Origin of the sequence: Psychrobacter sp. 72-O-c, from assembly GCF_904846605.1 — a bacterium.
Lineage (GTDB): Bacteria > Pseudomonadota > Gammaproteobacteria > Pseudomonadales > Moraxellaceae > Psychrobacter.
On sequence record NZ_CAJHBI010000012.1, the window covers coordinates 59,113 to 83,248 of the forward strand.

Annotated in this window: 31 protein-coding genes; 2 read left to right on the top strand and 29 right to left on the bottom strand. The window is 45.1% G+C overall.

The genetic code is table 11. The features are described 5' to 3' along the window. Positions 1-164 precede the first annotated feature (164 nt). From JMX97_RS06185 to JMX97_RS06325, 29 genes are all read right to left on the bottom strand, one after another. Entirely contained in the window at positions 165-1,157 is a 993-nt protein-coding gene (locus JMX97_RS06185) for a contractile injection system protein, VgrG/Pvc8 family (protein WP_227671465.1), read from the bottom strand. Next, positions 1,154-1,594: a phage tail protein gene (locus tag JMX97_RS06190; protein ID WP_201556268.1), complete on the bottom strand. Its 441-nt coding sequence runs from the start codon at positions 1,592-1,594 to the stop codon at positions 1,154-1,156. Before JMX97_RS06190 ends, JMX97_RS06185 begins: the two co-directional genes overlap by 4 nt. Continuing rightward, positions 1,594-4,329: a phage tail tape measure protein gene (locus JMX97_RS06195; RefSeq protein WP_201556269.1), complete on the bottom strand. Its 2,736-nt coding sequence runs from the start codon at positions 4,327-4,329 to the stop codon at positions 1,594-1,596. The genes JMX97_RS06190 and JMX97_RS06195 overlap by 1 nt, the downstream gene beginning before the upstream one ends. Before the next feature lie 31 nt (positions 4,330-4,360). Further along, positions 4,361-4,855 (bottom strand): hypothetical protein, encoded by a 495-nt coding sequence (locus JMX97_RS06200; protein ID WP_201556270.1) that lies wholly within the window; start codon positions 4,853-4,855, stop codon positions 4,361-4,363. Positions 4,856-4,868: 13 nt separating this feature from the next. Beyond that, positions 4,869-4,985: a GpE family phage tail protein gene (locus tag JMX97_RS06205; protein ID WP_201556295.1), complete on the bottom strand. Its 117-nt coding sequence runs from the start codon at positions 4,983-4,985 to the stop codon at positions 4,869-4,871. Between the two features lie 8 nt (positions 4,986-4,993). Then, positions 4,994-5,524 (bottom strand): phage tail assembly protein, encoded by a 531-nt coding sequence (locus JMX97_RS13775; protein ID WP_227671466.1) that lies wholly within the window; start codon positions 5,522-5,524, stop codon positions 4,994-4,996. 200 nt (positions 5,525-5,724) lie between these two features. Continuing rightward, a complete protein-coding gene (locus JMX97_RS06215; protein ID WP_201556271.1) occupies positions 5,725-6,240 on the bottom strand; it encodes a phage major tail tube protein in 516 nt (171 codons plus the stop codon). A gap of 28 nt (positions 6,241-6,268) precedes the next feature. Continuing rightward, positions 6,269-6,868 (bottom strand): phage tail sheath C-terminal domain-containing protein, encoded by a 600-nt coding sequence (locus JMX97_RS06220; RefSeq protein ID WP_201556272.1) that lies wholly within the window; start codon positions 6,866-6,868, stop codon positions 6,269-6,271. Continuing rightward, the gene (locus JMX97_RS06225) at positions 6,865-7,887 is read right to left on the bottom strand and encodes an RNA-directed DNA polymerase (protein WP_201556273.1); all 1,023 of its coding nucleotides are present in this window, start codon (positions 7,885-7,887) and stop codon (positions 6,865-6,867) included. The genes JMX97_RS06220 and JMX97_RS06225 overlap by 4 nt, the downstream gene beginning before the upstream one ends. Before the next feature lie 277 nt (positions 7,888-8,164). Further along, on the bottom strand, positions 8,165-8,548 hold the full coding sequence (locus JMX97_RS06230) for a four helix bundle protein (protein ID WP_201556274.1): 384 nt from the start codon (positions 8,546-8,548) through the stop codon (positions 8,165-8,167). 25 nt (positions 8,549-8,573) lie between these two features. Continuing rightward, positions 8,574-9,905, bottom strand: coding sequence for a hypothetical protein (locus JMX97_RS06235; protein ID WP_201556275.1), 1,332 nt, complete (start codon positions 9,903-9,905; stop codon positions 8,574-8,576). Continuing rightward, positions 9,881-10,438, bottom strand: a complete 558-nt coding sequence (locus tag JMX97_RS06240) for a hypothetical protein (protein WP_201556276.1) — start codon at positions 10,436-10,438, stop codon at positions 9,881-9,883. The genes JMX97_RS06235 and JMX97_RS06240 overlap by 25 nt, the downstream gene beginning before the upstream one ends. 27 nt (positions 10,439-10,465) lie before the next feature. After that, positions 10,466-11,446 carry a phage tail protein gene (locus JMX97_RS06245; RefSeq protein WP_201556277.1) on the bottom strand — a complete coding sequence of 327 codons (981 nt, stop codon included), beginning with the start codon at positions 11,444-11,446 and terminating at the stop codon, positions 10,466-10,468. Positions 11,447-11,501: 55 nt separating this feature from the next. Further along, positions 11,502-11,996: a hypothetical protein gene (locus JMX97_RS06250; RefSeq protein ID WP_201556278.1), complete on the bottom strand. Its 495-nt coding sequence runs from the start codon at positions 11,994-11,996 to the stop codon at positions 11,502-11,504. Between the two features lie 10 nt (positions 11,997-12,006). Then, positions 12,007-12,546, bottom strand: coding sequence for a phage tail protein I (locus JMX97_RS06255; RefSeq protein ID WP_201556279.1), 540 nt, complete (start codon positions 12,544-12,546; stop codon positions 12,007-12,009). Beyond that, positions 12,539-13,483 carry a baseplate J/gp47 family protein gene (locus JMX97_RS06260; RefSeq protein WP_201556280.1) on the bottom strand — a complete coding sequence of 315 codons (945 nt, stop codon included), beginning with the start codon at positions 13,481-13,483 and terminating at the stop codon, positions 12,539-12,541. The genes JMX97_RS06255 and JMX97_RS06260 overlap by 8 nt, the downstream gene beginning before the upstream one ends. Beyond that, positions 13,480-13,851, bottom strand: a complete 372-nt coding sequence (locus JMX97_RS06265; protein ID WP_227671467.1) for a GPW/gp25 family protein — start codon at positions 13,849-13,851, stop codon at positions 13,480-13,482. The genes JMX97_RS06260 and JMX97_RS06265 overlap by 4 nt, the downstream gene beginning before the upstream one ends. Further along, positions 13,848-14,408: a phage baseplate assembly protein V gene (locus JMX97_RS06270; RefSeq protein WP_201556281.1), complete on the bottom strand. Its 561-nt coding sequence runs from the start codon at positions 14,406-14,408 to the stop codon at positions 13,848-13,850. Before JMX97_RS06270 ends, JMX97_RS06265 begins: the two co-directional genes overlap by 4 nt. Before the next feature lie 118 nt (positions 14,409-14,526). Next, complete coding sequence (locus JMX97_RS06275; protein ID WP_201556282.1) at positions 14,527-14,706, bottom strand: hypothetical protein; 180 nt, start codon at positions 14,704-14,706, stop codon at positions 14,527-14,529. A gap of 8 nt (positions 14,707-14,714) precedes the next feature. Continuing rightward, positions 14,715-15,155, bottom strand: coding sequence for a phage virion morphogenesis protein (locus JMX97_RS06280; RefSeq protein ID WP_201556283.1), 441 nt, complete (start codon positions 15,153-15,155; stop codon positions 14,715-14,717). Then, a complete protein-coding gene (locus JMX97_RS06285; RefSeq protein ID WP_201556284.1) occupies positions 15,152-15,559 on the bottom strand; it encodes a phage tail protein in 408 nt (135 codons plus the stop codon). The genes JMX97_RS06280 and JMX97_RS06285 overlap by 4 nt, the downstream gene beginning before the upstream one ends. Continuing rightward, on the bottom strand, positions 15,556-16,146 hold the full coding sequence (locus JMX97_RS06290) for an N-acetylmuramidase family protein (RefSeq protein WP_227671468.1): 591 nt from the start codon (positions 16,144-16,146) through the stop codon (positions 15,556-15,558). Before JMX97_RS06290 ends, JMX97_RS06285 begins: the two co-directional genes overlap by 4 nt. A 1-nt stretch (position 16,147) precedes the next feature. Then, positions 16,148-16,477, bottom strand: coding sequence for a hypothetical protein (locus JMX97_RS06295; protein WP_201556286.1), 330 nt, complete (start codon positions 16,475-16,477; stop codon positions 16,148-16,150). Beyond that, positions 16,474-16,938, bottom strand: coding sequence for a hypothetical protein (locus JMX97_RS06300; RefSeq protein ID WP_201556287.1), 465 nt, complete (start codon positions 16,936-16,938; stop codon positions 16,474-16,476). The genes JMX97_RS06295 and JMX97_RS06300 overlap by 4 nt, the downstream gene beginning before the upstream one ends. A gap of 1 nt (position 16,939) precedes the next feature. After that, positions 16,940-17,164, bottom strand: a complete 225-nt coding sequence (locus JMX97_RS06305) for a tail protein X (RefSeq protein WP_201556288.1) — start codon at positions 17,162-17,164, stop codon at positions 16,940-16,942. Next, positions 17,161-17,601 carry a head completion/stabilization protein gene (locus JMX97_RS06310; RefSeq protein WP_201556289.1) on the bottom strand — a complete coding sequence of 147 codons (441 nt, stop codon included), beginning with the start codon at positions 17,599-17,601 and terminating at the stop codon, positions 17,161-17,163. The genes JMX97_RS06305 and JMX97_RS06310 overlap by 4 nt, the downstream gene beginning before the upstream one ends. A gap of 110 nt (positions 17,602-17,711) precedes the next feature. Further along, positions 17,712-18,464, bottom strand: a complete 753-nt coding sequence (gene gpM / locus JMX97_RS06315) for a phage terminase small subunit (RefSeq protein ID WP_201556290.1) — start codon at positions 18,462-18,464, stop codon at positions 17,712-17,714. Between the two features lie 4 nt (positions 18,465-18,468). Further along, entirely contained in the window at positions 18,469-19,470 is a 1,002-nt protein-coding gene (locus tag JMX97_RS06320) for a P2 family phage major capsid protein (protein ID WP_201556291.1), read from the bottom strand. A gap of 58 nt (positions 19,471-19,528) precedes the next feature. Further along, positions 19,529-20,416 (bottom strand): GPO family capsid scaffolding protein, encoded by an 888-nt coding sequence (locus tag JMX97_RS06325; RefSeq protein ID WP_201556292.1) that lies wholly within the window; start codon positions 20,414-20,416, stop codon positions 19,529-19,531. A 48-nt stretch (positions 20,417-20,464) separates the two neighbouring features. Here JMX97_RS06325 and JMX97_RS06330 point away from each other — a divergent pair, with 48 nt between their 5' ends. Then, positions 20,465-22,372, top strand: coding sequence for a terminase large subunit domain-containing protein (locus JMX97_RS06330; protein WP_227671469.1), 1,908 nt, complete (start codon positions 20,465-20,467; stop codon positions 22,370-22,372). Further along, complete coding sequence (locus JMX97_RS06335) at positions 22,369-23,388, top strand: phage portal protein (protein WP_201556293.1); 1,020 nt, start codon at positions 22,369-22,371, stop codon at positions 23,386-23,388. Before JMX97_RS06330 ends, JMX97_RS06335 begins: the two co-directional genes overlap by 4 nt. Positions 23,389-24,136 lie beyond the last annotated feature (748 nt).

A 24,136-nucleotide genomic window follows, 5' to 3' on the forward strand; every position in this document is an offset into this window, starting at 1 on the left:
AACAGTAAAGAAAAGCCCTACTAAATAGCAGGGCTTTTCTTTAACTTAAATTAGGGTGCTTGGGGCTGAATCCGCACCACGATAATACGGCCGCCTTATTCGTATCTACAGTACTATAGATCTTATTTAGAGCGCTCCCAAGCAAGTATTATTATAGCATAGTGTTACTTTAGTGGTGCTAATAAATCAAGTTGAGATGTTAATCCGCCTGATTTGCTATAAGTATGTACTGCCTTATCTACCGTCCATTTTAAGGCGTCGACTTCCGCCTTATATCCTTGCAACTCAATCGGGCTTTCAGTAGTAATAGCAGGGTAGGCGTAGGCTGTGGCAATACTAAACTTAGCTTGTTGATCCTTAATACGTTTTGACTCCGCATTAGCAGCGGCATTAGCGGCCTTTTCACTCTTATACGTGCCTTTAAGTTTTTTTGTTTTACTCTTGGTGCCAGTCGTATCGACTGTCTTGCGCTTGGCGTCGTCCTTGTCCTGATAGCTTGCCGATACATTGTCATAGTCGGCCTGCCTGTCCTCAACGCTATATCTAAACTGGTCGCCTGTCTGCCTTGTAATGACTGTTAAATCTAACGCGTGGCCACTCGCACTGACATTAGCATTAGCGGTAAATATAAGCAGCTTGCCATGCTTAATGTTTACCACTGCGCCGTACTGGTGGCATAGTCGCGTCAGTAGATTAATATCGGACTCATCTGTCTGGTCAATGTGGCCGACATCGATAGTGACCAGCTCTGGCTTGATAGACAACGCTAATTGTTGACGCTTAGCGACTGTATTTGCAATCTCGCCTAGCGTCTTATTGTGATAAGACTCGCTGTGTCCTGACTTAAGTGATGATTTAAAGTCAGCAGACTTGGCCCTGATACTGATAGTATCGGGCGACCCTGACCACTCGCTACTGTCTACGACATACGTGCCCATATCATGAATACCGGCATCCGTATAACCCATCCAACATTGTAGTATCACGCCACGTTTGGGTAGCTCCAATGCGCCATCGTGATCGTCTAATGTCAATGATAACTCGTCGGCGTCCATGTTCTTATTATCAGTGATAGACAGCGTCATAAGACGTGCCATGACTTGATCGTTTAATGGCTGGTCATCAGCGGTGAGCTGAAGTACAGGTGTGCGTATCATCGCTGGACCCCTTCTGGCTGGTATTCAGCAGCGACAACTTTGTCGGCTTGGACACGGTCATCATCGACACGGGTTAACTTCATCATACCGTCAATCTTACGTGCCACGCCTCTATTCGTGATATGACTGCGGGTCTCGTCTATAGCCGTAATGACAAAGACACCATACAGATAACCGCTACCATCGAGCAGCACATAACCGCTACCACTGTCTGCCATCTCTGACAAATCATCGATGGACTGACGGTCGCCAAAGCCGTGTGATTGATAGATAAGAAAAGGGATAGTGATTGTCTCTTCTCCCACTCCGGTGAACTGATGTTGATCGCGGCCTTGTGCAATACTATTGCTCCCATACGACCATGAGCGGCTACGTTGTAGCTCGCTAAAAGTCATAGTGTCCACACTAAAGATAAATTGTCCGAGGGCTAAAAGCATTACCATTGCTCCGCTAAGTCATACATGGCTGTGTTGTTGTTACTTTGGCTGCGCTGCTGCTTGGCTAAAGTGGCGGCTACTAGGTCAGCAATCTGCTGCTCTGACTGATTTGGCTGGGCATTGATAGTAAAGTTATAGTTGATTGTCGCTGGTTGACCTTGACCACCAGCGCCATTCATTGCTGATGCGCTGATCGGCTTGCGATTGTCAAAGCGGATCTCGCTGGTGTCCATGGCATCGCGTAAGCTGTTGCTCGTCTGTAGCATGGCATTGACTGGGCTATTATTACTCAGTATGCCGTTCGTAATTCCATCTGGAATATAGCCACCATATTTAGTAAATACTTTGCTAGGGCTGTTGCTATTAATACCTTTGACGCCTGTAAAGGCAGACTTGACACGATTAGCTACATTAAGAATAGCATCCACGACAGCTTGCGCTTTACCGATAATACCATTTTTTAAGCCATCCATAATATCACCGCCCATAGCTGACATACGAGCAGGCAGACCTGCTAGGAAGGCCATCATACGTGATGGTATACCTGCCACGTAATTAACAGCTATGCCACCATACACCATGACCATACCTGCAAATGTACCGATCGCTGTACCAATAGTGGTAAAGCCTAATGCTAGTGCGCCGACTAGTCCAGCAACCACTTGAGCAATTAGACTGACAATCGTACCCAATATATAGCCAAACTGACTGCCATTGGCTGTAGCCGTAGCCAGTTGCGCATCAGTGGCTTGAAATGGTGCGATGAGTGAAGCTAGGGCTGTGCCAAGCCAAGCAATACCTGTAATGATTATATCCAATACAGGACGTAACGGCTCAAATGTACTTGATAACATAGAGCCTAGACTATCGAATGTCGCTTGAAGCGGTGCTATGCCTGTTAGGAAACCATCCCACATTCCTGTAAAGAATGCTTTGATTGGTTGCCAGTACTTCATAATAAGCAAGGCGCCCACAGCAATAGCAAGTATTGCCCAACCAATAGGCGATGTCAGCAATGCTACTGATAGCTGCCCTATTGCTCCAATCAGAAATGGCAGAGATTGTCGTGCTAAAAACCAAAAGGTTCTAGCAAATAATTTGCTAAACCATAATAAAGCCTTGCCCATCAGTCTGAACTTGCCCCAAAATGATATTCCAAGCTTGGCTAGTATGGCGTTGAATATCATTATCGTTGCACCAAATTTAATAAAACTTGCGGCCATACTAAAGAATGTACCAAACATTAATGCTGCACCGTATTTAACTGCCCAGATTGCAGCATTGATCTTAATAAACTTTACTACCAAGGAGGCTATGGTTTTGACCAGTTCAGGGTTCTCTTTTACCCATTTGCTAATCCTATCTACTAAGTCAGTAATATTAGTTACTAAGGCCTTAATTTCTGGCGTAAATACTTCTACGACTGTTACCATAGCTGATGTAAACGTGCCTTTAGCAGCATCCCATAAATTAGCAAGTGTCCCTAATTGTGCGTTGACTCTTTGTTGAAGACTTGCTTGGACTGCCATCTGCTTAACAGTTTGATCGTAACCTGCTTGGCCTTTATTGATAAGAATATTTAATGCAGTTAAGTTCTCTTTATCTGTTCCATACAGCGTTTCAATCACTTTGGTACGCTGTTGCGAGTTGAGTGTTGATAGTTTATCCATTTGTTTATAGAAGTTCTCTATACCGCCAAACTCACCTTTACCATCAGTAAAGTCCATTGATATATCGATGCCATAATCTTTTTTTAGACTGTCTAGCTTATCACCGACATCCAAACTTAGTGAGCGTGAAAAAATCTTACTCATAGCATTACCTGCTGACCCACCTTCAGTCATACCGGAATTGCCTAGCATAGTTAAGAATGGTGATAGGGCTTTGATACCTTTAGCGCCTTCCATTCGTAATACTTTCATACCAGGGGAGAGTCCGACAAAGGCCTGTTTAATCCACTCTGGATCTAAGCCGGTATGATGAATACGCTGAACAATATCCATGAACTCCATCATGTCTTTGGACGCTACGTTGGTCGCATCTGATAATTGAGCAACGAACTTTGCCGAATCACCAAACTCCATCTTCATGATGATGCCGATTTGCCCAGCTGCTTCGCCAACGCCGTCCAGTATTCGCTCTGCTGATATGTTTTCTTTAATCAGTACGTCAAACATATTTTGAAAGTCAGAAATGGACCCTGGTAACTTTTTGCCCATATTACCAGCAAGCTCAGTCAGCTCATCAAAACCATCGGCAATCTTACCCGTAGAGTCCATCATAGAAACTTTTAGATTAGTCGTCGCTGCCTCAGCATCCATAAAGGCTTTAATGGGTATGGACGCTAATGCTGCTATACCGCCTACAACTAAAGCATTGTTTACGACTTGCTGTCGCATCTGTCTGCGCGTATCCGCGAAACCACGAGCCAAACTATCAGTCTTACGCTGTACAGCGGTTACGCCCTTTAAGACTAAAGCAAAGTCGCCTACCAACCCTCTTGCGTGCTGTCGAGCCGTTGTCAATAAACTGTTAGTACGGCCAAGCGGCTGATTAACTTTATTTAGTCCTGTGCGATCAACCTGCGCGAGACTGTCATTGAAAGCATCGACAGTACGTGTAGCCCGCTCGAACGACTTCGACATTTTGTCTGATCTATCGATAATGCCCCGTAATGGCCCACTAATATCATCAATGAGCTTGAGTGTTGCCGATAGATCTAAGTTGCCTGCCATGTTATCCGCCTAATTAATTATCCGCTATTCGTTATTTTCGTTTTGCGATGCCTTGTAACATTCGGATGTCATTGACGTGCATATCAGCGACTCTTGCCAGGTCTGTAATTGAGCTGCTACAGTCTTTGAGTAGCTGTCCGCTGGTAGTGGCGTACTCAACTCTAAACTGGGCGTCGGTGGCGGCGTTGGCACTGAGTCGGTCGATAGTCTGTGACAGCCGCTCATTAGCAGCGACAGTATTAGCAGCGTCAATAGCATTAGATTTTTCACGCTTCTTGGCATCGTTAATAGCTGCAATGGTTTGGTCATAACTTTCTTTCTCCAGCTTACGCGCTCGTACTTCATAATTTGCACGCTCAGTAGTTAATGTCAGCGCGTGTTCAGTCTTTATATATTCAACTTCAGCGTTAGCCTGCTTGACTTGCAAAAACAAAATGATACAAGCAGCTATGACGATCAACAGCAATGCTAATAGTGCGCCGATAATTATTTCTCTCCAAAACTTGAGCGCTAAAAACATCTCCATAAAGCCCTACCTATTATTTATCTGACTCGCTACGTTTACGTGCCTTGTCATGCCAATCCATCAACTCATCCACATCCATGTCTTCGCAGTCTGACGGTCGCCAATGAAACACGACCGCTAGATCCGCAATGACATCATCTACGCAGTGAGGGACGCCTCGGCTTTGGCGCTCTCGGCCTCGGCTCGTGCCTTCTTGCGCTGATCCGCTGAAGCGAAAAAACCAACCACCGCTGTACTGATGCTGAGAAAGTCAGAAGGATCCAAGTTAGCGACTTCGTGTTCAGCGAGTGGTGGTGTGCTGACACGAGGGACTAGCTTGATAACGGTATCCACATCTAGCTTGAGCAAGTCAGATAGCGATAGGCCGCGTAGTGCACCGGTCTTAGGCTTGTTGATATTGACTTCGTTAATGGTTAGGTCACCGCGAACGATAGGGTTGTCAAATTTAACCGTTTCGATATCAGGATTGCTGGGCATTGGGGGTGGGGTAGACTTTGATTGTGGAGCTTCACTGCGAATTCGTGCCATTTCTATGGCTTCAATTTCTTCGTATGACAAATGAGGGTTGTCTTTTAAAGCTTTAGCAGCTTCAGGTGATAATGTTGCACTATTAAAAATTGGGGCTGCTTCACCTGTAGCTATGGCTTCTACTGCGTCTTTTTTGCTCATAATAATTGTCCTGGTATGTGTAATTTATTGGGTAACTTTTTAGGTAAAGAGGGTGTTAAAAATTTGGCCATGTTTGGATGATAGTGACTCTCTTTAAATATAAGGCACTACCTGCCGATCGTCGCCTTGGTTAAGTCATCACCTTACCAACTAGCTAATCGAAACCTGTTATCCAAACGCAGATGATTGGCCAATGCGGTTTATAAGCCTAACTGAGCGTTAATCTCACCGGTCATGTCTTTACCGGCGACGATAAAGATGCCATTGACGAAGTCGATCTCAAGCAAGGTAACGCCATCGTCTACAATCTTGAGATAAGTGACGCTGTATGTCAGTTCGTGCTCGTTGATACTGCCAAGCTCAAGCTCACCTAATGGTAGGTTGGTGACTGAGCCACGCATATACACATCGCGCACAACATGGGTGCAAGTGTCTTGACGCTCATACGCACCAATGTAGCGGATGGGCAGCGCGTCAACACCGCAATAAGCAAGCTGGGTAATATGACGGGCATCGACACCCGTGTAAGTCACCGTTGACTCCATGGCCTCAAAACCCATGTCCAACTTGATGTCGCCGATCATACCAGCGGCGCGATAGTCTTCTGTTTTCTTCACAATCTCTGGCAGTGTAATGGTCTTGGCTGTACCCGCGTAGCTGTCACCATCGACGCGGACGTTAAAGTTTTTTAGTACTGCAGGCAGTTGCTTAGCCATAATAGATGTCCTTTTAAGTTATTTAAGCTTAAGCGCCTTGTGCGATGAGCTTGCCAAAGTCGACTAGATAGCGGTCGGTAATGCGCTGATTGAGCTGGAGGTTTTCAAGCGTGGGCACTGGGGTGTAGTCATAATCAATGACCAGTAGGCCTTGGCTTAAATCTTGTTCATTGTTCTGCGCGTCGTTATACCAGCAGCTTGCACCGATAAGCCAGCCTTTGGCCACAGTAGCGCGTAGCTTGGCATTGATTGAGTCGATAATATCGCGCACCAGTACCGGCGTTAGCGGTTGATCAATGAAGGGGAAGCAGCCATTGATAATAGTGTCAAGTAGCCACTGCGCTGTAAGCGTGCCGGTCTCAAAGGCAAAGCGCGGATCTGCTGAGCAAGTACGGTTGCCCCAAAAGCGGAAGCCTTCGTGCTGAATCACCGAGGTGACATCATTCGCATTTAGGTAGCCGACTTCAGTGTTGGGGTCTTCCAAATCCCAAGTGCGTGGATGGACGATACCGCCCACGCCAGGGACAGGGACGTTAGAGATGGATTTGGTAAAGCTTGCAGGGTACTTTTCATCGATTAGGCAGCGCATTGCAAGTGCGGTGGCGATGATGGGTTTTAGTTGGGTCATAGATTGCTCCTTTTGGGGTGATGTCTCTGATGATACGTTTTTGGTAGCTGACGATATAAGTCAGGATTTTCTTGCGCTGCGTAATTTAGCAAATGCTGCAACGACCGCGTTTTTGACGCATGAGCTAAATGTGATATAAACGAGTCAAGCTTGTTATTTCTTACCGCCTTTCTTGACTTGTATAAACTATATTTTCTGATAAATCTAGCCGACCGCCATGTCCTGTAACCGCAGAAGTTAGCGCCTTTACGCGTGTTCGCAATCGTCGACCTTGATAGCGTTAGTTTCAACTCGTTATTCACAAAGTCTGTTATCTTCGCCCTGTAGTCCAGTGCTTCGTCGCGGGTCAAACCGAACAACAAAAAATCATCAACATATCGGCAATATCCAGCGCGTGGTTGTAATTCTCTTTTAACGTAATGATCTAAAGGGTTCATATAAATTAACGCGTACATCTGAGACAACAAATTGCCGATTGGTATACCAGTAGGCTCTTGGTACTCAGCAAACATCATCATTAAATTCACAAGCTTTTTATCTTTAATCTTTTTCTCAATTAAGCGTCTAAGCGTAGGGCGGTCAATGCTATAAAAGAACTTTTTAATATCCAGCTGTAATGTATATGTGCCTTGACCTGCTCGTCTAAGTGCTTGCTGTGTGTAGTCCGCCGCTTTATGTGTACCCAGTCCGACTCTGCACGCAAAAGACTGTTCGATAAATGTCTTTTCAAATACAGGCATAGCCTTAGCGTATACAGCGTGTTGAACCACGCAGTCTCTAAACGCTGGGGCATAGATATCCCTCTGTTTTGGTTCATAAATCGTAAACTTAAAATAAGGTCTTGGTTTATAAGTGCCCGTCATTAGCTGGTTGTTTAGTGCGGATAACTCAGTTGCCAATTTCTTTTCAAATTCAAAACAACCGCGTCTGCCGCTTTTGCTTTTCTTAGCGTCTAAAAACCCTTGGTACAAGGAGTCTTTTGAGACGGTAGATTCATATAGGTTGCCCACTCTTTTCATAAATATCCTTAAAAAAGATAACGTGCCTGACTTTCGATTTATCTACTAGAAATGCACGCTTATTCCGATTTCGCTTACAGCAGGAAAACGTCTCCCTTGGCACCAGACGACAACGTGTCGTTTGAGGTGATGCCGAGTCCGCCCGCACACCAACGTTGTTGTTGCTATTCGTACGAGAATTATTGAAGTTGATGTTCCACACGCCCGCAAGCGCGCTGTTATTCCAATTGCCACCCGCAAGCGGGCACATATTAAGACGCTTCCCTTTTTTACTTTGTTACTGCTTAACTGACTTTATCCAACCGCCAATAATCTGGCCGATTTCATCAATTCTCAGTGATATCGCTAGATACCTTTTTGTATTGAGTTTTTCAGTCGATGTTTTCTCGGTTTTTGGATGACCAAAATAGCCTAGCTCAAAAGCCAATCTAACCTGCATCCTTAGCTGTTCATGTCTAATATCTAAATTGGTCAAAGTCGTTTTCTTGTGATATCTCTTTTGCGCCTCTATGACATAATCGTACATCTCATAAGCTGTGTTTCTTATCCGCAGTGCCAAGCCATTTTTTTCATGACTTGGAAAGTGATTCAGATAGATATTCAACAACTTCATAGTCAGTACAAACTTACGATCAAGATTGGCTTCACTATCTACTGCCATTTCAAACTCCTTCGCTATCGCTCAGTTAAACACTATACAAGGCCGCCCGCACACCAACGCTGCTGCTGCTATCCGTACGAGAATCACTGAAGTTGATGTCCCACACGCCCGCACGCGCGCCGTAACCCCAATAGCCACCCGCACGCGGGCACATATCATCGACACGGTTGTTATAAAAACGGTCATGACCAAATAGATCTGTGCCGGTAGTAGCGTCAACACCGCCAGTTTGCGGAATGCCTGCACAAGATGCTTGCCACTCTTTTCCAGTCAGGGCACTGGAGAATACTTGCTGAGTATCGGAACCTATGTACATACCCTGACTAGTGCCGGTCAATGCGCCGATACTCGTGCCTAGCGACTCATAGTTTTGTGCGATACCAGTCGCACCCCATGCATCATTTGCTGCTGTCGCACCACTGGTAAGTGACGCCGCTTTAGCAGAGGTTTTGAGTGCATAAAAATTGCCTGACAACTGAGTTAGACCTAAGCATATCTCAAACATATTGCCGTTCAGATCAGCCACGCCTGACGCTTGCCCGTTATGCGTGGTTTTGGCAAATAGTGTTGCTGAACCAGTTTTTCCCGCTTTTAGATAACCAGTTGCAGTATAGTTAACCGTTGCATCATCAACATCACCAAGCGCGTCGTTGTTACAGCCTTTTGGGTAGTTTGCAATGCCTGTTGCGTCATACCATGCGCAATTATCAATGCTAGTCGCCGCTTGAGCGTGCGCCATACTGAGTAGTGATAATGCACGTTGGATAAAGATGGTGGTAACAAAGAAAGCACCGCCGCGCGTTTTAACAGCATCAATAGCACCGGCGTATGTGTTCTCCGGCACACCATCCAAGCCGCTAAATGGGGCGTTGGTCGATGCAGACGACAATGGGATGCCATTTTTAATTGAGCTTGCTGTTCCCGCGTTATTACTGGCTAAATACTTATCGACAAAGACGCCGTCTTTAAGCTTGCCGTCGTCATAAAAGGCACGATGTACCGCATAACCCGCTTCGTTAGCTGCTGCCACGTCTGCAAAGTCGTACTTAGACTTAACATCACAAGAGTTTAGACCATACTCAGCATAACGGGGGCTATCCGCTCCACCCCAGCGATAATAAAACATAGGAACCCAAACCATTACAGAGTTGTCTGAGTATTGGTAGTTACCGTAGTTTACATCTCCAACGGTACGTGTGCCTGTCATTTCACTCATGCCAAGCGGCAAGTTATCAGTAGTGCCGATACCGAATGTGGCTGCGCCTTGGATGCCGATATTATTAAGAGTACTGTTTACTACAGGTGGTGGTGTTATTGGCCCCGGTAACGGGGCTACGGCTTTCCCGGCACACCCCATTCATTATCAATAAGACACAATTCACGGTCGCCATAGGTATCGCGATAAGCCGTAATTAATTCTTTATCAGTGATTAGTGTGCCATCGATATTACGCGGTGAAGCGTAGACCATGCAGCGACGGCGCTTAGCGATAGATACCAATTTAAGCACCACTTCTGGCGTGTCAATCTCTGGTGCGCCCAGACGTTTAGGCGTCAAGCCAAAGCGCGATTGGCAGGTCAGTAGCACGTCCAGTATATTGACATCGAATGCGGCGTCGAATGAGGTGTCAACTCGCAAGATAACGACGGTAGGATTGTGAATATCACGGATGGTTTGTAGGCAGTCGCCCAATGTGCCTTCGATGCCTGCCTTGTCGATATTATCCTGAGTGATGCCCGTTAATAAGACCGGTGTATCGAGCGGATACATATCAGCGTCAGCGTCAGTACTGGTAACGACCAAGCCAATGACGCTGACATTGGCATTGCGCATGGGCAATATGCCTTGAACCAACTCTTGAGCGGTGATGCCGTGGTGAAATGTAGCCATAGTATTTTCCTTTGTTAAAAATTGAGGTTAAGCGGTGCGTAACCAATGGCCAACGACGCGTGATGGCTGAATATTGTTATGGGGCTGGTCGCCGCCACCTGACTCATCTATATAGTCAGGATAAGTTGAACCTGTCGTATCTACCGCCCTATCAGATTCTTGACTTGAGTCATGAGCTATTTGAGTCCGACTTGAAATTTTCAAATCATGAGCGTGACTAGCAGACTCAGCAAGGGTTAAGGTATGCTCATTCTCACCAAACTCATTACCTATGGTTTTGTAGTCTGCAGGGTCTGCTGACTTAGTAGATAACCCAACGAGCGTACGCCCCTCGGCAAAGCGTGCCCACGTACCATAACCATGATGTGTGGCAACGGCGTCGGCATTCGCATGATTAATAGTCGTGGTGTAGGTGTCGCCAACCTTGATAGATTTACGGTCTAGCAGTTCAGTCAGTTTTTCATTTAGCTGCTGTAGGGTGTTATCGGTTGAAGTCTTGGATGCGTATTGGTCGTGTGGATCAGTGTCCGCTAAATGACTGAGCGGCACAAAAGTAGTTCGCGCCCACGATTGAGTAGCAGTAACAACATTGGCATCAATAACTAAGTTGACGTCAGGATTATCGATACTAATGACTGCTTTGATGCGATAGTCCACAGCTGCAGTACTGCCAGCGACTGGCTTTTGCACCTCTGGTAATTGACCGACCCAAATTAAGTCGCCATCACCATCGATAAGTCCAAGCTCACGAATGAACCAACCACCTTGATTTTGCGGAACAATACAAGTGATTTCATATTGCCCCGATTGAGCAGTAGCAGCGACACTTTGCACTGCTGCTTGATAGCGCTTACTGACTAAGACTTGCTCACCCAAGCGCTGACTAAAGTCAACATTGATACCTTGGCCAACCGCAAATTCAGCAATGCGTAACGGCGGACTGCCAGCGTTGGCAGCTGCTGCGATTTTCTGTTGGCCAAGTGTGGTAAGTAAGAGCTGATAGGTCATTATTTAGCCTTTAATAAACAATTATTTTTTAAATATTAATATTATTTTTTATAGCCTAGGTCGTTCCACCCCCAGTTCCATAACCATCCTCTTTCTGAGGTATATCTTCTGTGCCACCACCATTTTCAGGTGCTGCGGGCATTACCAGACGATCGATGGCTGCGCCATCAAATACAATGACGTTGGCTAATTTTTTGACAGAGAATAACTCAGACTCATTAGCTGCGATGGCCAAAATGCGCTTGGGCGCGGTGGTGTAGTCCGCGACATGATCTGGCGTCTGTAAAGTATAGATATTTAGATTGGTTGCAACGTCACTGACGACTTCAATATGAACGGTGTCAAATCGCGTACGGAGTAGCGCTGGGTTAAATACGACGTCGATATCGGCACGAGCGACTGTGTCATTGATAATCAAAGCCAAGTGACTGGCGGTAGCAATACCATTGTCTTCAGGCATATCAAAATCAATGACGTATTTACCGGCAGTATTAACTTCTGGATTGATAACAGTTTTGGTAAGGCCTTGCGGCTGTGCATCATTTGGCATAGTAGTATTCCTAGTTATTGGTAGTATTGGTGATTGTGATTTCAACACCGACAGCTGGGACAGCATAGGCGGCGATAGTGGCAGTAACGGTCGTACCAAAATAGATGTCGTAATGGGCAGATAAGCGTTTAACCGCATCGACAACAGCACGGATCTGGCGAACTGAATCAGTGATAATGCCGTTGGCCGGATTAACCGAAATACTAAAAGTACCCGGCGTACCTTTTGGATTTTTTTCAAACCACTCGATGACGCTAGTGTCGTAATTCATAACCGCCAAAGCGCGTTTGACTGCCCCCAGCGTGCCTTTACGTTGATGCACTGCGATAGAGTTTTTTACAACGGCCCTCTGGGTCTCAACAGTCCAATTGTCATTCCACTCGTCAACGCTCCAAGCGAATGCCAAAAAAGGTAGATATTCGACAGGGCAGGTATCAGCGTTCCAAATCTGATTGAACGGCACCGCTATCGACTCAAGACGGGCAGTCAAAGTTGCAAGCTCACGCTCAATCGGACGGCTGTTAGACGGTAATAGTGATATATCAGTCATTGCTACTTACCGCCGTAATATTATGATCAGTACAGTGGGCAACCTCTGAGACAGCGACTAATACATCGCTGGCCGGATTGGTCAGTTCAATGCGGCTGACACCGGTTACGTCCAATGCACCGATAATTCGACTAGTAGCAATACGATTGCCAGGCTTAAATTCAGCGCGTAGATAACGGCGTAACTCTGCCATCGCCTGAGACAATATGAGCTGCGGACTAATACCAGACTTCACGTAAATAATTGCGTCAATACGATAGCTTTTAGCCGTTGCGCTGTGTACTCGCACCAAATCAGTGAGAGGACGCACATCATCAGCACTCAACGCTTGAGTGACATCATCAACGGCGGTCTGGTCAACGCCGACAGTCTTGGTGGCTTGGTCTAATACATCACCTTCAATCTGGCCAGACAAATACACATCGACTTCAGTGGGCGCTGGGCTATCGACTGTGGCATTAAACACTTTCGGACTGGCAGACAGCGCGTGAAACAAATAAGCGCCTGCGCTACCGGCTTTGGTTTCTGCTTCGACTGATAATGCCAAGCGGTCGCGATAAGCGGTGTCATCTTCATAAATAGCAGGGGTCGGTGGTACAGTCGTATTGTCAGCAACTTGCAAAATCTTACGCTGGACACGGTAATAAGTGACGCCAATATGATCCAAGTCTGAGGCATTGGCATAAGCGAGCATCAAGCTGCGTGCAGTGCGATTTACCTCACTAACTTTTAAGCTATAACGGTAGGCCAGTACTTCCAGTATTTTATTAATCGGCTCGGACTCTAATGCCAATGCCGTATGAATAGGGTGGTTGGGCGCGAACTTATCGGCAAATTCTGCTCGAATTGCAATCAGCTCCGCTTCAGGATTAATCGCTTGAATAAGGTTGGGTAGCGGTAAGCCTTGTAAATTAATAGCGGTAAATACACTGCTCATGTCGCGCCTCGCACTAATGATAATGATGTGGTTAACGTGGAGCTGTCCGACCGGCGCATTTCAATCAAGGTCTCCCAGCCACTATTGATACCGTCATTGATAATAGCCAAAGTCACTTTGCTAACTTTAACCCGTGGCTCCCAGCGGATAAGCGCAGTAGCCGTAGCGGCCATTAGTCTAAGACGAGTCGCATCATTGGCCGGGGCGTCAATCAAAAAGGGTAGTAAGCTGCCATATTCACGGCGCATCAATCGTGTGCCAAGTGGCGTGGTTAAGATGTCATGAATAGACTGGCGTAAATGCTCATCAGCATTCAAAAGCGCACCTGAGTTTCGAGACATGCCAGACGCGTGCATCAAATTACTCATTGAGGAGTGCCCGTACTTGACCCACCAGACTGCACGCCACTATGAGTATGTGTGGTCAAGTCAATACCAGCGGCGGTGACTTCAGTTGATGCGGTAATCGTCTTGCTACAATTAATAGCGCCATCGACTTGCAGGTCGCCTGTTAATACTGTGTTTGGCGTATCCAATACCATGCTGGTCGCCGCTTGGTTGGTAATTTGGCTGATATGCATCGTGAGCTGGCTGTTAGCCACATCAATACTGCAAAAGTCAGTGTCGTTATAGCGGATGCGGATCTCATTGGGGTCTGTACTCGGACTTGGATTGTGGTCACTGTATAAACTAATAACAGGGATAGCATTGGCAAGTTCACCGCTGGGTGACACGAGCAAGTACTGCTCACCAATACTTGGACAGCGCCATACACTCACTTGCCCAGCGGCTATCGATGGAATATTTATCCAATCGGTCTCATTGTCACCAACCGCCAAGCGCATCAAGGCACTGTCAGCATCAATATGCGTAACAGTGCCAATGGTGGCGATATTATGTAGGCGTCTTTGGGATTCTGCATTCATGCGTATAGTCTGCATGGACGTTGCTGACAGTGCATCTAATCGTTAACCGTAAAGCGGTTTTACGGTTAATAAAAAAGCCCGCACAAGGCGGGTTGAGGAAAGTGGTTGGCGTCAGTCATCAAAGCTTTTTAATAATATCTACCACAAAAAGCTCACCTTCGAAAAGCGTACCATGCTCAAACTCATCACCATCTGGCTCACTGTCACACCAGTCCGAAAAATCATTGAGTCTATCAACAGCGACATAGTAGTTATTGCCTTCGTTGTCTGTAGTAATTACCACGTTTTTGGCTATCATAATCAACCTCATTCATTCAATAAGAAGTCTTTAATCTCACTGATAATAAGTTTTTTATCATCATCTGACCAACCCACAGTTTCGCGGATAGGGTAGCGGGTGGCTTTGGAATCCTCGGAAGGCTTAATCGTCTTACCGTATTGATGGACGGCCATCACTTCAGCAGTACGTCCAGAAAAACCAACTTCAGCATGATTACTACTATAGGCAGTCTTAATCATTTTAGGTAAGCGCTTGAACATTGCACCCTGGCGAATGCTGCCAGCTTGATTTCTTTTACGAGGCGTAAACTTACGACCGTCAGGATCCTTTTGTGCTTTGATTCTACGCTTCATTTGCATGCGTAGTTTGGTTGATAGGCGTCGGTTGAGCTTTCGCTTTTGACCAGAGTCGAGTTGCTGGTCAATGCGGTCTAGCCAAGGCGCTAATTCGTCAAAGTTATCATTCATGGCACGGCCGAATCAGCGACATCTTGAGTCACCCAATCACCAAACGCATCCGACCATATTTTAGGGGGACATAGATTGTAATCACCGCTAACATTAATAACCAGCTTGTCCATCAAGCCAATATCAATAGTCATGTCATAAGTTTCAGCGTCAATGACTTCACAATCAAAATTCAGATCTGGTACCGGATAGCCTTTGGACTCAAACCATTTCCGAATATACGTCAATAAGCTAAACGGATCACCATCGCGGCAATCGATAAACAAAAAGCGAGCGACATAATTAATGTCACCGCTATTGGCTGGCAGCTCTCCATTTACCAAAAAAAGATGCGCCTTTTCAGGATTGATCTGAGACTCAAACTTGACGAGTAGATCATCTTTTAATTGCTGAAGGTATTTCATCTATGTCTAGCCTCAGCAGCTTCAAGTCTGCCATGATAATTAGACTTATAATAATTAGGACCGTTGTAGCCACGAGCGAAACCTTTCCAGTCACGGCGTTGTAATTCGTCAACTAATCCGAAATGCTCAATATACCGGCACATAGCTTCTAATTGCTTGGCTTCAGATTCATACATGTCATTAATAAAGTCCTGCAATGATGGATAACCAAGCTCTTTCCACCAATAACCCATGACTTGACCAACGCCCCAACTGCACGCTTCAAGAGCACTATCACGATGATATTTTGAAGCATCTGCCAGACGTGTTGTTTGCTCACTATAAAATCCATAACCACCGGCAACGGTAGGTCTTGACCAACAGAGATCAGGTCGCTCTTTCATAGCGCGGCGACGGGCCGTGTAATAGTAATGTTCACCTAACCGTTCATAAAAAACATGGCGCTCAAATAAAATGGTTGGCGTACCGTCTGCATTAAAACCATTATCTCGGCCTTCAACTTCATTTACGGCCTTTAGAGCAGATGGGCTTACCCCTAAATCTTTGGCGGCGGTGGCAATATCAGCATTACTTAAATTTTTGCTCACATCAATCTCCTCGTTTAAAAATATTCTGTAGCCGATCATTAAAATAACGGTCGCGGGTCTTTTTACCGTCTTTGCCAAGTAAATGCCATGACAAAAACATGGCAGCGACAAGTGCTAGGCAGCCAAACCGAATAAACATATAACGGGTCGGTAAGGCAGAACCGATAACGCTAGTATCGTATGCCAAATAAACAAAACAAACCAGCGCATAACAAGCCAAGACGCGAAACGCCCACCAGCCCACACTGTCGTAACAGCGCGTACGCATAAGCATCCAAGTCAGCATGAGCGCTGCGATTATCATAGATAATACGTTGAATATAACGATCATTTACTGCCTCCAAATAATCGGCCAATCAAATTCGTTAGAATTGCTTGAACGGGTTCAGATTGAACAACAGACACGACCAAGCGTAATAAGAAATAGCCGATACCAGCCCATAAAAAGCTAGCGAATAAGACAACATCATCACTACTGTCTATATAACCCATAATCTCAAGACTACCCCGGGTAAAAAACAAACCAGCCCCGAATCCAAGTAGGATATGGCCAATGCTAGTAGCGGACGGTGGAAACTTCTTATCTTCACCAAAAGCCAAAAAACTGCCTATTGCACCAATGATGGTAGCGAATAACATCGATGGGGTAATAAAAGGTAGGGCGGCATACATTGGGCTGTCAGCATTGGCGTTAGAGATGGTTAATAGCATCCAAATAACTAAGGCAGCCAGCCACCCAAGGGCGCAGCCGATACGTTCAAGCCATACTTTTTTGTTAAACGGATTTATCATTTTAATCCCATAATTTTATAGATGGCGCGGCAGCCGTAGCATTGTCATCAGGCAATACAATGACAGCACGATGGGGCAGCAGGGCAACCGGAGAATAATCGGGGTTGCTCTCAATGAGTTTGGGTAAAATATCTGTTGATCGACTGGCATAGACACGATGAGCAATAGCGTCGAGCGTGTCGTTTTGTACCGCTAGGATAGTGCGTTGATAATCTAGATTGCTCATATTAGCTTCACGCGATTTCGGCGACGGCCGGTTATATCTGCGATGCAATGACTAACGATGCGGCGGAGTCGATCTGACTTACTAAGCTGAGATTCACCACGAATAGCGCCCTGACTGGTCGTATCGTAGTCAATGTAATTATCGGCAATTAGTGCAGCGGCCTCATTCATGATGGCACGCTTATAAGTGCGATTAAAAACATCTGGCTTAGTACGACTAACAGACATATGACGCTGTAAAGTCAATAGACTAAAAAAGGTAGCAGGTAAGTCACCGTTGACCGTGTCATAAGCGTCACTGATATAACCAGCGATACGTTCAGCGCCAAGCGTCTTATCTATACGCATAAGCTGCACCATGTCATCAGTTCCGACAGATGGCAGATGCCCATAAGGGTTAGGGACGTTTTGCGCTTGGACTTGTTGATTGATCAACATGACAATACCTGCAAAATAAATGAAAAGCGGTAGTCACTTCGTTGGCGTTGCTATGATGCGATCAGCAAACAGCATTGACAAAGTAGTGAGCCGCTTCCCGGGTGGGGACGTTACTCTCCAGCTTTGAGGAGCTGGGCGAGGTCTTTTTTGCAGCCAACAGCGTTATCAAGCTTAATTGCAGTTTCATAAGCAGTGATAGCATCAGCAGGCTTAGCATCTTTTAAGCTGTCACCAAGGACACGATAAATCTTAGCGCGAACTTGGTCTGGCATATCTTGGTCAGTAGTATTGTTAACAGCACGTTGGATTAATTCCGCGTGAACACCTAAGTCTCCTTCGACGTTTTGCAACATCTCGTCACTTAGTTGCTCCACAAAAACAGTGGCCACATCACGCTTGAAGGGTTCAGGCATCACAAAATCGTTCAGCAAAGCATAGTCAGCAATACTGATAGCGACTTCGAATTCATGAGTGTCTAAACACCAAATCATTAGCTTAACCAGCATGTCATCTTGAGCGCCAACGCCTTCAGCGATAGTACCTTCAATCCAAGGGATATAGCTGGGCAATAGCTCAGCTTTCAGCTCTGTTTTATGGCTAATAGATTGAATGTTGGACAAGTTCTCAAAGTCATTCCAGAACTTTAAGGCGATACCGCCGATATTTCCGGGCGCGGCATCAGGGTCGGCATCAGCATTAGTATTGGACTGTGCATCAGAGACTGGTGTGGTCTGACTAACCATAGTATTGCCTTGACGACGACCTAGCACTTGTGCAGATAAGCGCGGGTCATTATTAGCAGCAGCCGCTTTTTTGGCTGCTTGCGTACGAACAAAGTGATCACGTAAAAAATTTGACTTCATAGAATTAACCCTCCATCACGATATTTTCAATCAATACCGTCTTGCTATAGTCTTCTACGACATAGCATTCATTGACTGATTGGTAATCGGTTGTACGATCCCATGCTGGCTCATCAATAAGATGACGGCGCATAGTGCCACGTTGCTGATAGATTGAAAGGTTGTCATGAGTGGTGATTAACAAGCCGTTCGGAACAAAGAAAGCAGGCGTATCGACTGGCAAACTACCCAATTGCTGACGTTGATACAGTGCCTTTGCAGCGGTCTGTTCAGTCGGTGAATGGTTTTGATTGAGCAGACCGACATATTTATCAGAGACCAGGTTGCGACTGGTGATTGCGGTCAAGCCATCTGCCTGACGATGCTGTTCAGAAATCATCTCGTTAATGGCCATCTCTACCAAAGCATCAAGATTCTTAAATTCTTGAGATGCGCCAATAGTAATACCATCAATGTGACGTTCTGAATTGTAGGCGCGGATTTTCTCAAGCCAACCAGTGTTTACGTCTTGCAGTAATGGATTTAAGTCACGATTGGAAGTCTTAGCGCGATGCGTACCATTGAAGCCGATACGTTGCTTGTCTTCAGAAACGATTTTGACCGCCATAGCAGCAAGCTTAGTCTGGAAATCTGGTAGATAGCCCCAGTTATCAATAATTTCGTATAGATAAGCAATATCAGAGTTGGTCTGGGTGCATAAGTACTCATCGATAGCTTCAAGAGCACCAATATTAGTAGGTCGACGGGGCTGAATACGAGTATCGGTAGTACTAGCAGCTGACTGATTGCCGCCAAGACCTAGCTTCTGACCGTGACCAGCTTTTACGCCTTGAATATTAATACGACCTAAAAAGTCCGTTGCCTGACGATAAACTTCAAGCAACTTTTGCTCGATAGAAGGAATGACATTAAATGCAGAAGTATGGTTGTTCGCATTGTTTAAACGAGCAACCTGCTGTTTGTACTGTTCTAACTGTATAGCTGTTTGGGGATCTAAGGTAAACATAAATATCCTTGATGATTAATAAGTCAACTGAGCACCAGCACCAGTAGATGAATGAGTATTAGTAAGCGGTTAGTTGAGCACCAGCGCCTGAAGATGGCGGGATATTAGTCAAATTGGTGGCAGGTTCTACTGACAGTTGAGTATTTAATGACTCAAGCTTGGTTTCTAATTCAGAGACCTGAGTAGTTAGCGACTCATTTACTTGAGCAACCTTGTCAGCTTTATCATTTAACTTTTCAAAGGATTGTAAGATTAAGTCTTGCTCTTGTGTGCTCATTCCTGATTTTTTGGAAGCAAACATAGCAGATAGTTTTTGCAAAAACCCATCAGCTTCAGGCTGAGTATTAAGCTCTTGCGTGGCTTCTGGCTGAACAACAGGTTGCTCAGTGGTAGTCGTGTCAGTACTAGCAGCTGGTGCTGGGACATTTTTAGTCATAAGGATAAGTTCCTGGTCAAAGTCAGTATGGAGTGCATCTGAATTTCGGCTGAATTTAAGGGGTTCGGTACCAAGGGAGGCAGGGGTGTCAGTGACAGCGAGTCCAACCAAGTAAGCGCGGTCAGTATCTGCAAATTTTGGATAAAATTCGATTGAAGGAAATATTTTTTCACCTTTCCCATTAGCTTCTATTAAGTCAGGTAGCGCCGATAATGTGGTATAAAGACACATTAACTGCACGTCTAGCCCATTCTTTGTAAAAGTCTCCATTCCATGAGAGACAGCAATGACATCACCTAATCCAGAAGATTTTCTTTCACTATTCAAACCAGACCAGTAGTCACTCATGTGCTCACAGTTAATGCGTGCTATGTATTCGACAGGATCGTAAGTCTCGGACATATCAATAATTTGCTGTTGGGATAAAGAACGGCCGTCAACAGTTTGTCCCTCACGGGCTACGCGAAAGCGCTTAACGACTCGTTTGCCGGGCAATACAGGATCAGCCATAATCAATCTCGGTTATTAGGGTTTAGTAATTTTTAAATAGGCTTTAGTGTGTCGGCTAAAGGGGGTTACGGGCAACCGAATGTTAACCGTAAAGCGGTTTTACGGTTACAAACAGCGTGGTTGCAAGGGTTACGAGCTATAAGCTATAGCCCTATGACTACTAACAATACTGACACCCCAGACGACGCCAACAGCGACAATAGAGAACGGGCTCGACTACTCTATGCGCAAGGCTTGACCGTCACTCAAATAGCAAAAGAACTCAATGAAAAGCGCCCGACTGTTGCCAGTTGGAAAAAGCGTGATGCGTGGGTGCGTGCAAGTATTTTTGAGAACGTCACATCAGCGATGCAAGCTCGGCTTTTATCGCTGATCAACATGGATAAGAAAGGCAATGCGGAATACAAAGAAATTGACTTCTTCAATAAGCAGTTAGAGCATGCGGCCAAAATCCAGCGTTATAACGATGGCGGTAACGGCGCAACGCTGAACCCAAAGCTATCCAATCGATATAAAGAAGATAGAAAGCCAGCAGTTAAAAATTTATTTACTGAAGAAGAAATCGATGCGCTAGAAGAAGCTTTTAACTTGATGTTAGAGCCTTACCCGTTTCAACAGCGCTGGGTAGAAATACTAAACGGGACAAAAAAGCACCGTGCTGCACGTATCTTTATGATGCTCAAGTCTCGTCAGATTGGGGCGACTTACGTCATAGCACTGTGGGCACTGATAAATGCACTACGGACTAAAAAGAATAAGATTTTCCTTTCAGCTAGTAAGGCGCAAGCCTATCAGTTTATTGAATACATCAAGGCTTTTGTATTTGAAGTTTTAGGCAGAAATGTTGGCGGTGAGCCGATTGTATTATCGCTAGAAGACAATACGCAGGTCAGTCTTTACTACATGGGCACCAACGCACTGACAGCGCAAGGTCGTCACGGCGATGTCATCATGGATGAGTTCTTTTGGATTCGTAAATTTAAAGAGTTTAGAGCTGTCGCATCTGGTATGGCATCACAAAGTCACTTTCAGCAAGTCTATCTATCAACACCTAGCAGCGTTCTACACGAGGCTTATGCATTTTGGGCTGGTAAGGATGGCGTCAACAAAACAGATATAGATATATCACACAGCGCTCTGAAGTCGGGCCGTTACTGCGGTGATGGTAAGTGGCGACTTATAGTTAATATAAAAGACGCGATTAGAGGTGGCTTTGACAAATTAGATATAGCACAGCTGCTATTGGAATACACACCCGAACGCTTCGCCAACTTATTCATGTGTGTTTTTCTTGATGACAGCAATAGTTATTTCCCACTATCAGTACTGCAGCCAAATATGGTTGACAGCTGGCAAATATGGGATGACTTCACACCGATGGGCAGCAAGCCTTTTGATGGTCCAGTCTGGGTAGGGTATGACCCTAGTTTTACGGGTGACCGTCCAGCACTGGCAGTCATTGCACCGCCCAAAAATCAGCATGAACCCTATCGAATATTAGAGCGCAAGCATCTTGATCACATGCCACCTCACGTCCAAGCCAAATATATAGAAAAAATATGTGAGCATTACAACGTTGAATTCTTAGGTATTGATACGACCGGCGCGGGTATCGCTGTAGCTGAGCACGTAAAAAAATTCTTCCCAAACTATACCGCCATCGTTTATAGCGTTGAAAGTAAAACGCGCATGGCACTACGAGCCAAAGAATTATTCACAAGACGCAAATTACACTTTGACGCGGGCAGTATTGATATTGCCAAAGCATTCATTGCAATCAAACAAGCATTGACTGGCAGTCAGAGACAGATGACCTTTGTCAGTAGCCGATCCAAAGAGGTTGGTCATAGCGATATTGCATGGGCAATTATGAATGCGTTAGAAAAAGCGCCATTAGCCAGCACAGAAATAATTAATGACACCGTAAATAAATCTCGAATAAGGGTACACAAATGACAGAGACCGTTACAGATCCAATCGCACAGTCTAATAACCCACGCCAAAAAGTAATCATGAGTGGATTTGGAGAACCAGAGCCAGTACTTGATGGGCGGGGTATGTTTGAGTACGGCTATTGTCCGATGATGCAAGATTATTATGAATACCCTTTTGACATTGACGCAGTGTCCAAACTATACCGAGCAACCAGCCATCACACTAGTGCGCTAATCACCAAGCGTAATGTATTGGCTAGCCTTTATAAGCCACACCCGAAACTAAGTCGCCAAGCATTCATCAAATTAGTAACCAATCTATTAGTATTCGATAACGCCTATGTTCAAGTGGTCCGAAACAGATTGGGTGGTGTTTTAGAGTTGCGAGCAAAGCTTGCACGCAATACGCGAAAAAGCATTATAGGTGACGGCTACCATCATGTTGATTTTAGACAGGCTTTGATCATCGAATACAATGAGCAAGTCATCCATATATCGAATCCTGATATTGACCAAGAGTTGTATGGCATCCCTGATTATCTTAGCAGTGTAAATGCCATCACACTCAACGAAGCAGCGACATTATTCCGCCGCAAGTACTATAAGAACGGCGCTCATGCTGGTTATATCTTACATTTATCAGATCCACTATCTACGCCTGAAGATGTTGACGACTTAGAGCAAGCCGTCCAAGAGTCAAAAGGCGCGGGCAACTTCAAAAACCTGTTTATGTACGTTCCCAACGGCAAGCCGGACGGCGTCAAAGTAATACCGCTGGCAGAAGTAGCGGCTAAGGATGAGTTTGCCAATATCAAAATAGCTTCACGCGATGATACTTTGGCCGGTCATCGAGTCCCGCCCCAATTAATGGGCGTGGTACCTAACAATGCTGGCGGATTTGGTGACGCCAAGAAAGCTGCCGAGGTGTTCTATTGGCACGAGATACTACCGCTACAAAACATGCTGCTCGACATCAATGAGCAAGTTGGTGAGACTATCATTACATTCAATGGCTACGAGCTCGTAAAATCTGACTGATAATTATATTTTTCAACCAAAAGGCCGCTCATTTTTGAGTGGCCTTTTTTTGTCACCCGACCATGGTGAAATTCGCTCCCTCCCGCCCGAGTTTGGCACACATAAGGGCCTTATTTTAATGCATCAATATCCCTCCGGAGGCCCACAGCTGCTAGAGGTTGATAAAACGGTGTAATGCGTATTAATGCAGTGTGATGCGGTATATATGGCGTTCTGAGAGCCTCTAAAATATCATGACGATAAAAAGAAAAGGTAATAAAGGTAATTCTATAACTTATCACGCCTAAGTTGTTGATTTTAATGGTTAATATTATTACCTCTAAAAGGTAATAAGAGGTAATTAAAAAGGTAATAATATATTAAATATAATTAAATCAATGGTTTAGGTATAAGTGTATATCACCTTTTAAAAAGGTAACTTATTACTTCTATATTACCTTATTATTACCTTTTATCAAATCTCTATAAGCTATATAAATAAAGGTATACAGAGTATTATAAATAAATTATTACCTGTATTACCTTTTTATTTGGTCGTGTGAAATATCTAGGGAATAACACTAAACAATACCGAGCATATACTTTTGGGGTTATTTTTTAATGGCCGTGGGCTGAGTGTGGGCTGATATATAACGTAAATATTAGTTAGTGTATTATCTGTAACCGTTGAATAGTGGGTCATTGACGCTTTGATGACTGCGGGCGTTGGCATATACAGAGGTTTCGAATCTCTCCGTCTCCTCCAAAT

What these genes read in the sequence shown, in the direction of transcription:
- JMX97_RS06255 (WP_201556279.1), bottom strand. Translation starts at nt 12,546, where the DNA reads ATGACTGATATATCACTATTACCGTCTAACAGCCGTCCGATTGAGCGT.
- JMX97_RS06270 (WP_201556281.1), bottom strand. Translation starts at nt 14,408, where the DNA reads ATGAATGCAGAATCCCAAAGACGCCTACATAATATCGCCACCATTGGC.
- JMX97_RS06265 (WP_227671467.1), bottom strand. Translation starts at nt 13,851, where the DNA reads ATGAGTAATTTGATGCACGCGTCTGGCATGTCTCGAAACTCAGGTGCG.
- JMX97_RS06195 (WP_201556269.1), bottom strand. Translation starts at nt 4,329, where the DNA reads ATGGCAGGCAACTTAGATCTATCGGCAACACTCAAGCTCATTGATGAT.
- JMX97_RS06185 (WP_227671465.1), bottom strand. Translation starts at nt 1,157, where the DNA reads ATGATACGCACACCTGTACTTCAGCTCACCGCTGATGACCAGCCATTA.
- gpM (WP_201556290.1), bottom strand. Translation starts at nt 18,464, where the DNA reads ATGAAGTCAAATTTTTTACGTGATCACTTTGTTCGTACGCAAGCAGCC.
- JMX97_RS06220 (WP_201556272.1), bottom strand. Translation starts at nt 6,868, where the DNA reads ATGACCCAACTAAAACCCATCATCGCCACCGCACTTGCAATGCGCTGC.
- JMX97_RS06335 (WP_201556293.1), top strand. Translation starts at nt 22,369, where the DNA reads ATGACAGAGACCGTTACAGATCCAATCGCACAGTCTAATAACCCACGC.
- JMX97_RS06300 (WP_201556287.1), bottom strand. Translation starts at nt 16,938, where the DNA reads ATGATAAATCCGTTTAACAAAAAAGTATGGCTTGAACGTATCGGCTGC.
- JMX97_RS06320 (WP_201556291.1), bottom strand. Translation starts at nt 19,470, where the DNA reads ATGTTTACCTTAGATCCCCAAACAGCTATACAGTTAGAACAGTACAAA.
- JMX97_RS06310 (WP_201556289.1), bottom strand. Translation starts at nt 17,601, where the DNA reads ATGTTGATCAATCAACAAGTCCAAGCGCAAAACGTCCCTAACCCTTAT.
- JMX97_RS06190 (WP_201556268.1), bottom strand. Translation starts at nt 1,594, where the DNA reads ATGCTTTTAGCCCTCGGACAATTTATCTTTAGTGTGGACACTATGACT.
- JMX97_RS06240 (WP_201556276.1), bottom strand. Translation starts at nt 10,438, where the DNA reads ATGGCTACATTTCACCACGGCATCACCGCTCAAGAGTTGGTTCAAGGC.
- JMX97_RS06280 (WP_201556283.1), bottom strand. Translation starts at nt 15,155, where the DNA reads ATGAATGATAACTTTGACGAATTAGCGCCTTGGCTAGACCGCATTGAC.
- JMX97_RS06305 (WP_201556288.1), bottom strand. Translation starts at nt 17,164, where the DNA reads ATGAGCAATCTAGATTATCAACGCACTATCCTAGCGGTACAAAACGAC.
- JMX97_RS06325 (WP_201556292.1), bottom strand. Translation starts at nt 20,416, where the DNA reads ATGGCTGATCCTGTATTGCCCGGCAAACGAGTCGTTAAGCGCTTTCGC.
- JMX97_RS06200 (WP_201556270.1), bottom strand. Translation starts at nt 4,855, where the DNA reads ATGGAGATGTTTTTAGCGCTCAAGTTTTGGAGAGAAATAATTATCGGC.
- JMX97_RS06245 (WP_201556277.1), bottom strand. Translation starts at nt 11,446, where the DNA reads ATGACCTATCAGCTCTTACTTACCACACTTGGCCAACAGAAAATCGCA.
- JMX97_RS13775 (WP_227671466.1), bottom strand. Translation starts at nt 5,524, where the DNA reads ATGAGCAAAAAAGACGCAGTAGAAGCCATAGCTACAGGTGAAGCAGCC.
- JMX97_RS06295 (WP_201556286.1), bottom strand. Translation starts at nt 16,477, where the DNA reads ATGATCGTTATATTCAACGTATTATCTATGATAATCGCAGCGCTCATG.
- JMX97_RS06230 (WP_201556274.1), bottom strand. Translation starts at nt 8,548, where the DNA reads ATGGCAGTAGATAGTGAAGCCAATCTTGATCGTAAGTTTGTACTGACT.
- JMX97_RS06285 (WP_201556284.1), bottom strand. Translation starts at nt 15,559, where the DNA reads ATGAAATACCTTCAGCAATTAAAAGATGATCTACTCGTCAAGTTTGAG.
- JMX97_RS06260 (WP_201556280.1), bottom strand. Translation starts at nt 13,483, where the DNA reads ATGAGCAGTGTATTTACCGCTATTAATTTACAAGGCTTACCGCTACCC.
- JMX97_RS06225 (WP_201556273.1), bottom strand. Translation starts at nt 7,887, where the DNA reads ATGAAAAGAGTGGGCAACCTATATGAATCTACCGTCTCAAAAGACTCC.
- JMX97_RS06275 (WP_201556282.1), bottom strand. Translation starts at nt 14,706, where the DNA reads ATGATAGCCAAAAACGTGGTAATTACTACAGACAACGAAGGCAATAAC.
- JMX97_RS06215 (WP_201556271.1), bottom strand. Translation starts at nt 6,240, where the DNA reads ATGGCTAAGCAACTGCCTGCAGTACTAAAAAACTTTAACGTCCGCGTC.
- JMX97_RS06235 (WP_201556275.1), bottom strand. Translation starts at nt 9,905, where the DNA reads ATGGGGTGTGCCGGGAAAGCCGTAGCCCCGTTACCGGGGCCAATAACA.
- JMX97_RS06250 (WP_201556278.1), bottom strand. Translation starts at nt 11,996, where the DNA reads ATGCCAAATGATGCACAGCCGCAAGGCCTTACCAAAACTGTTATCAAT.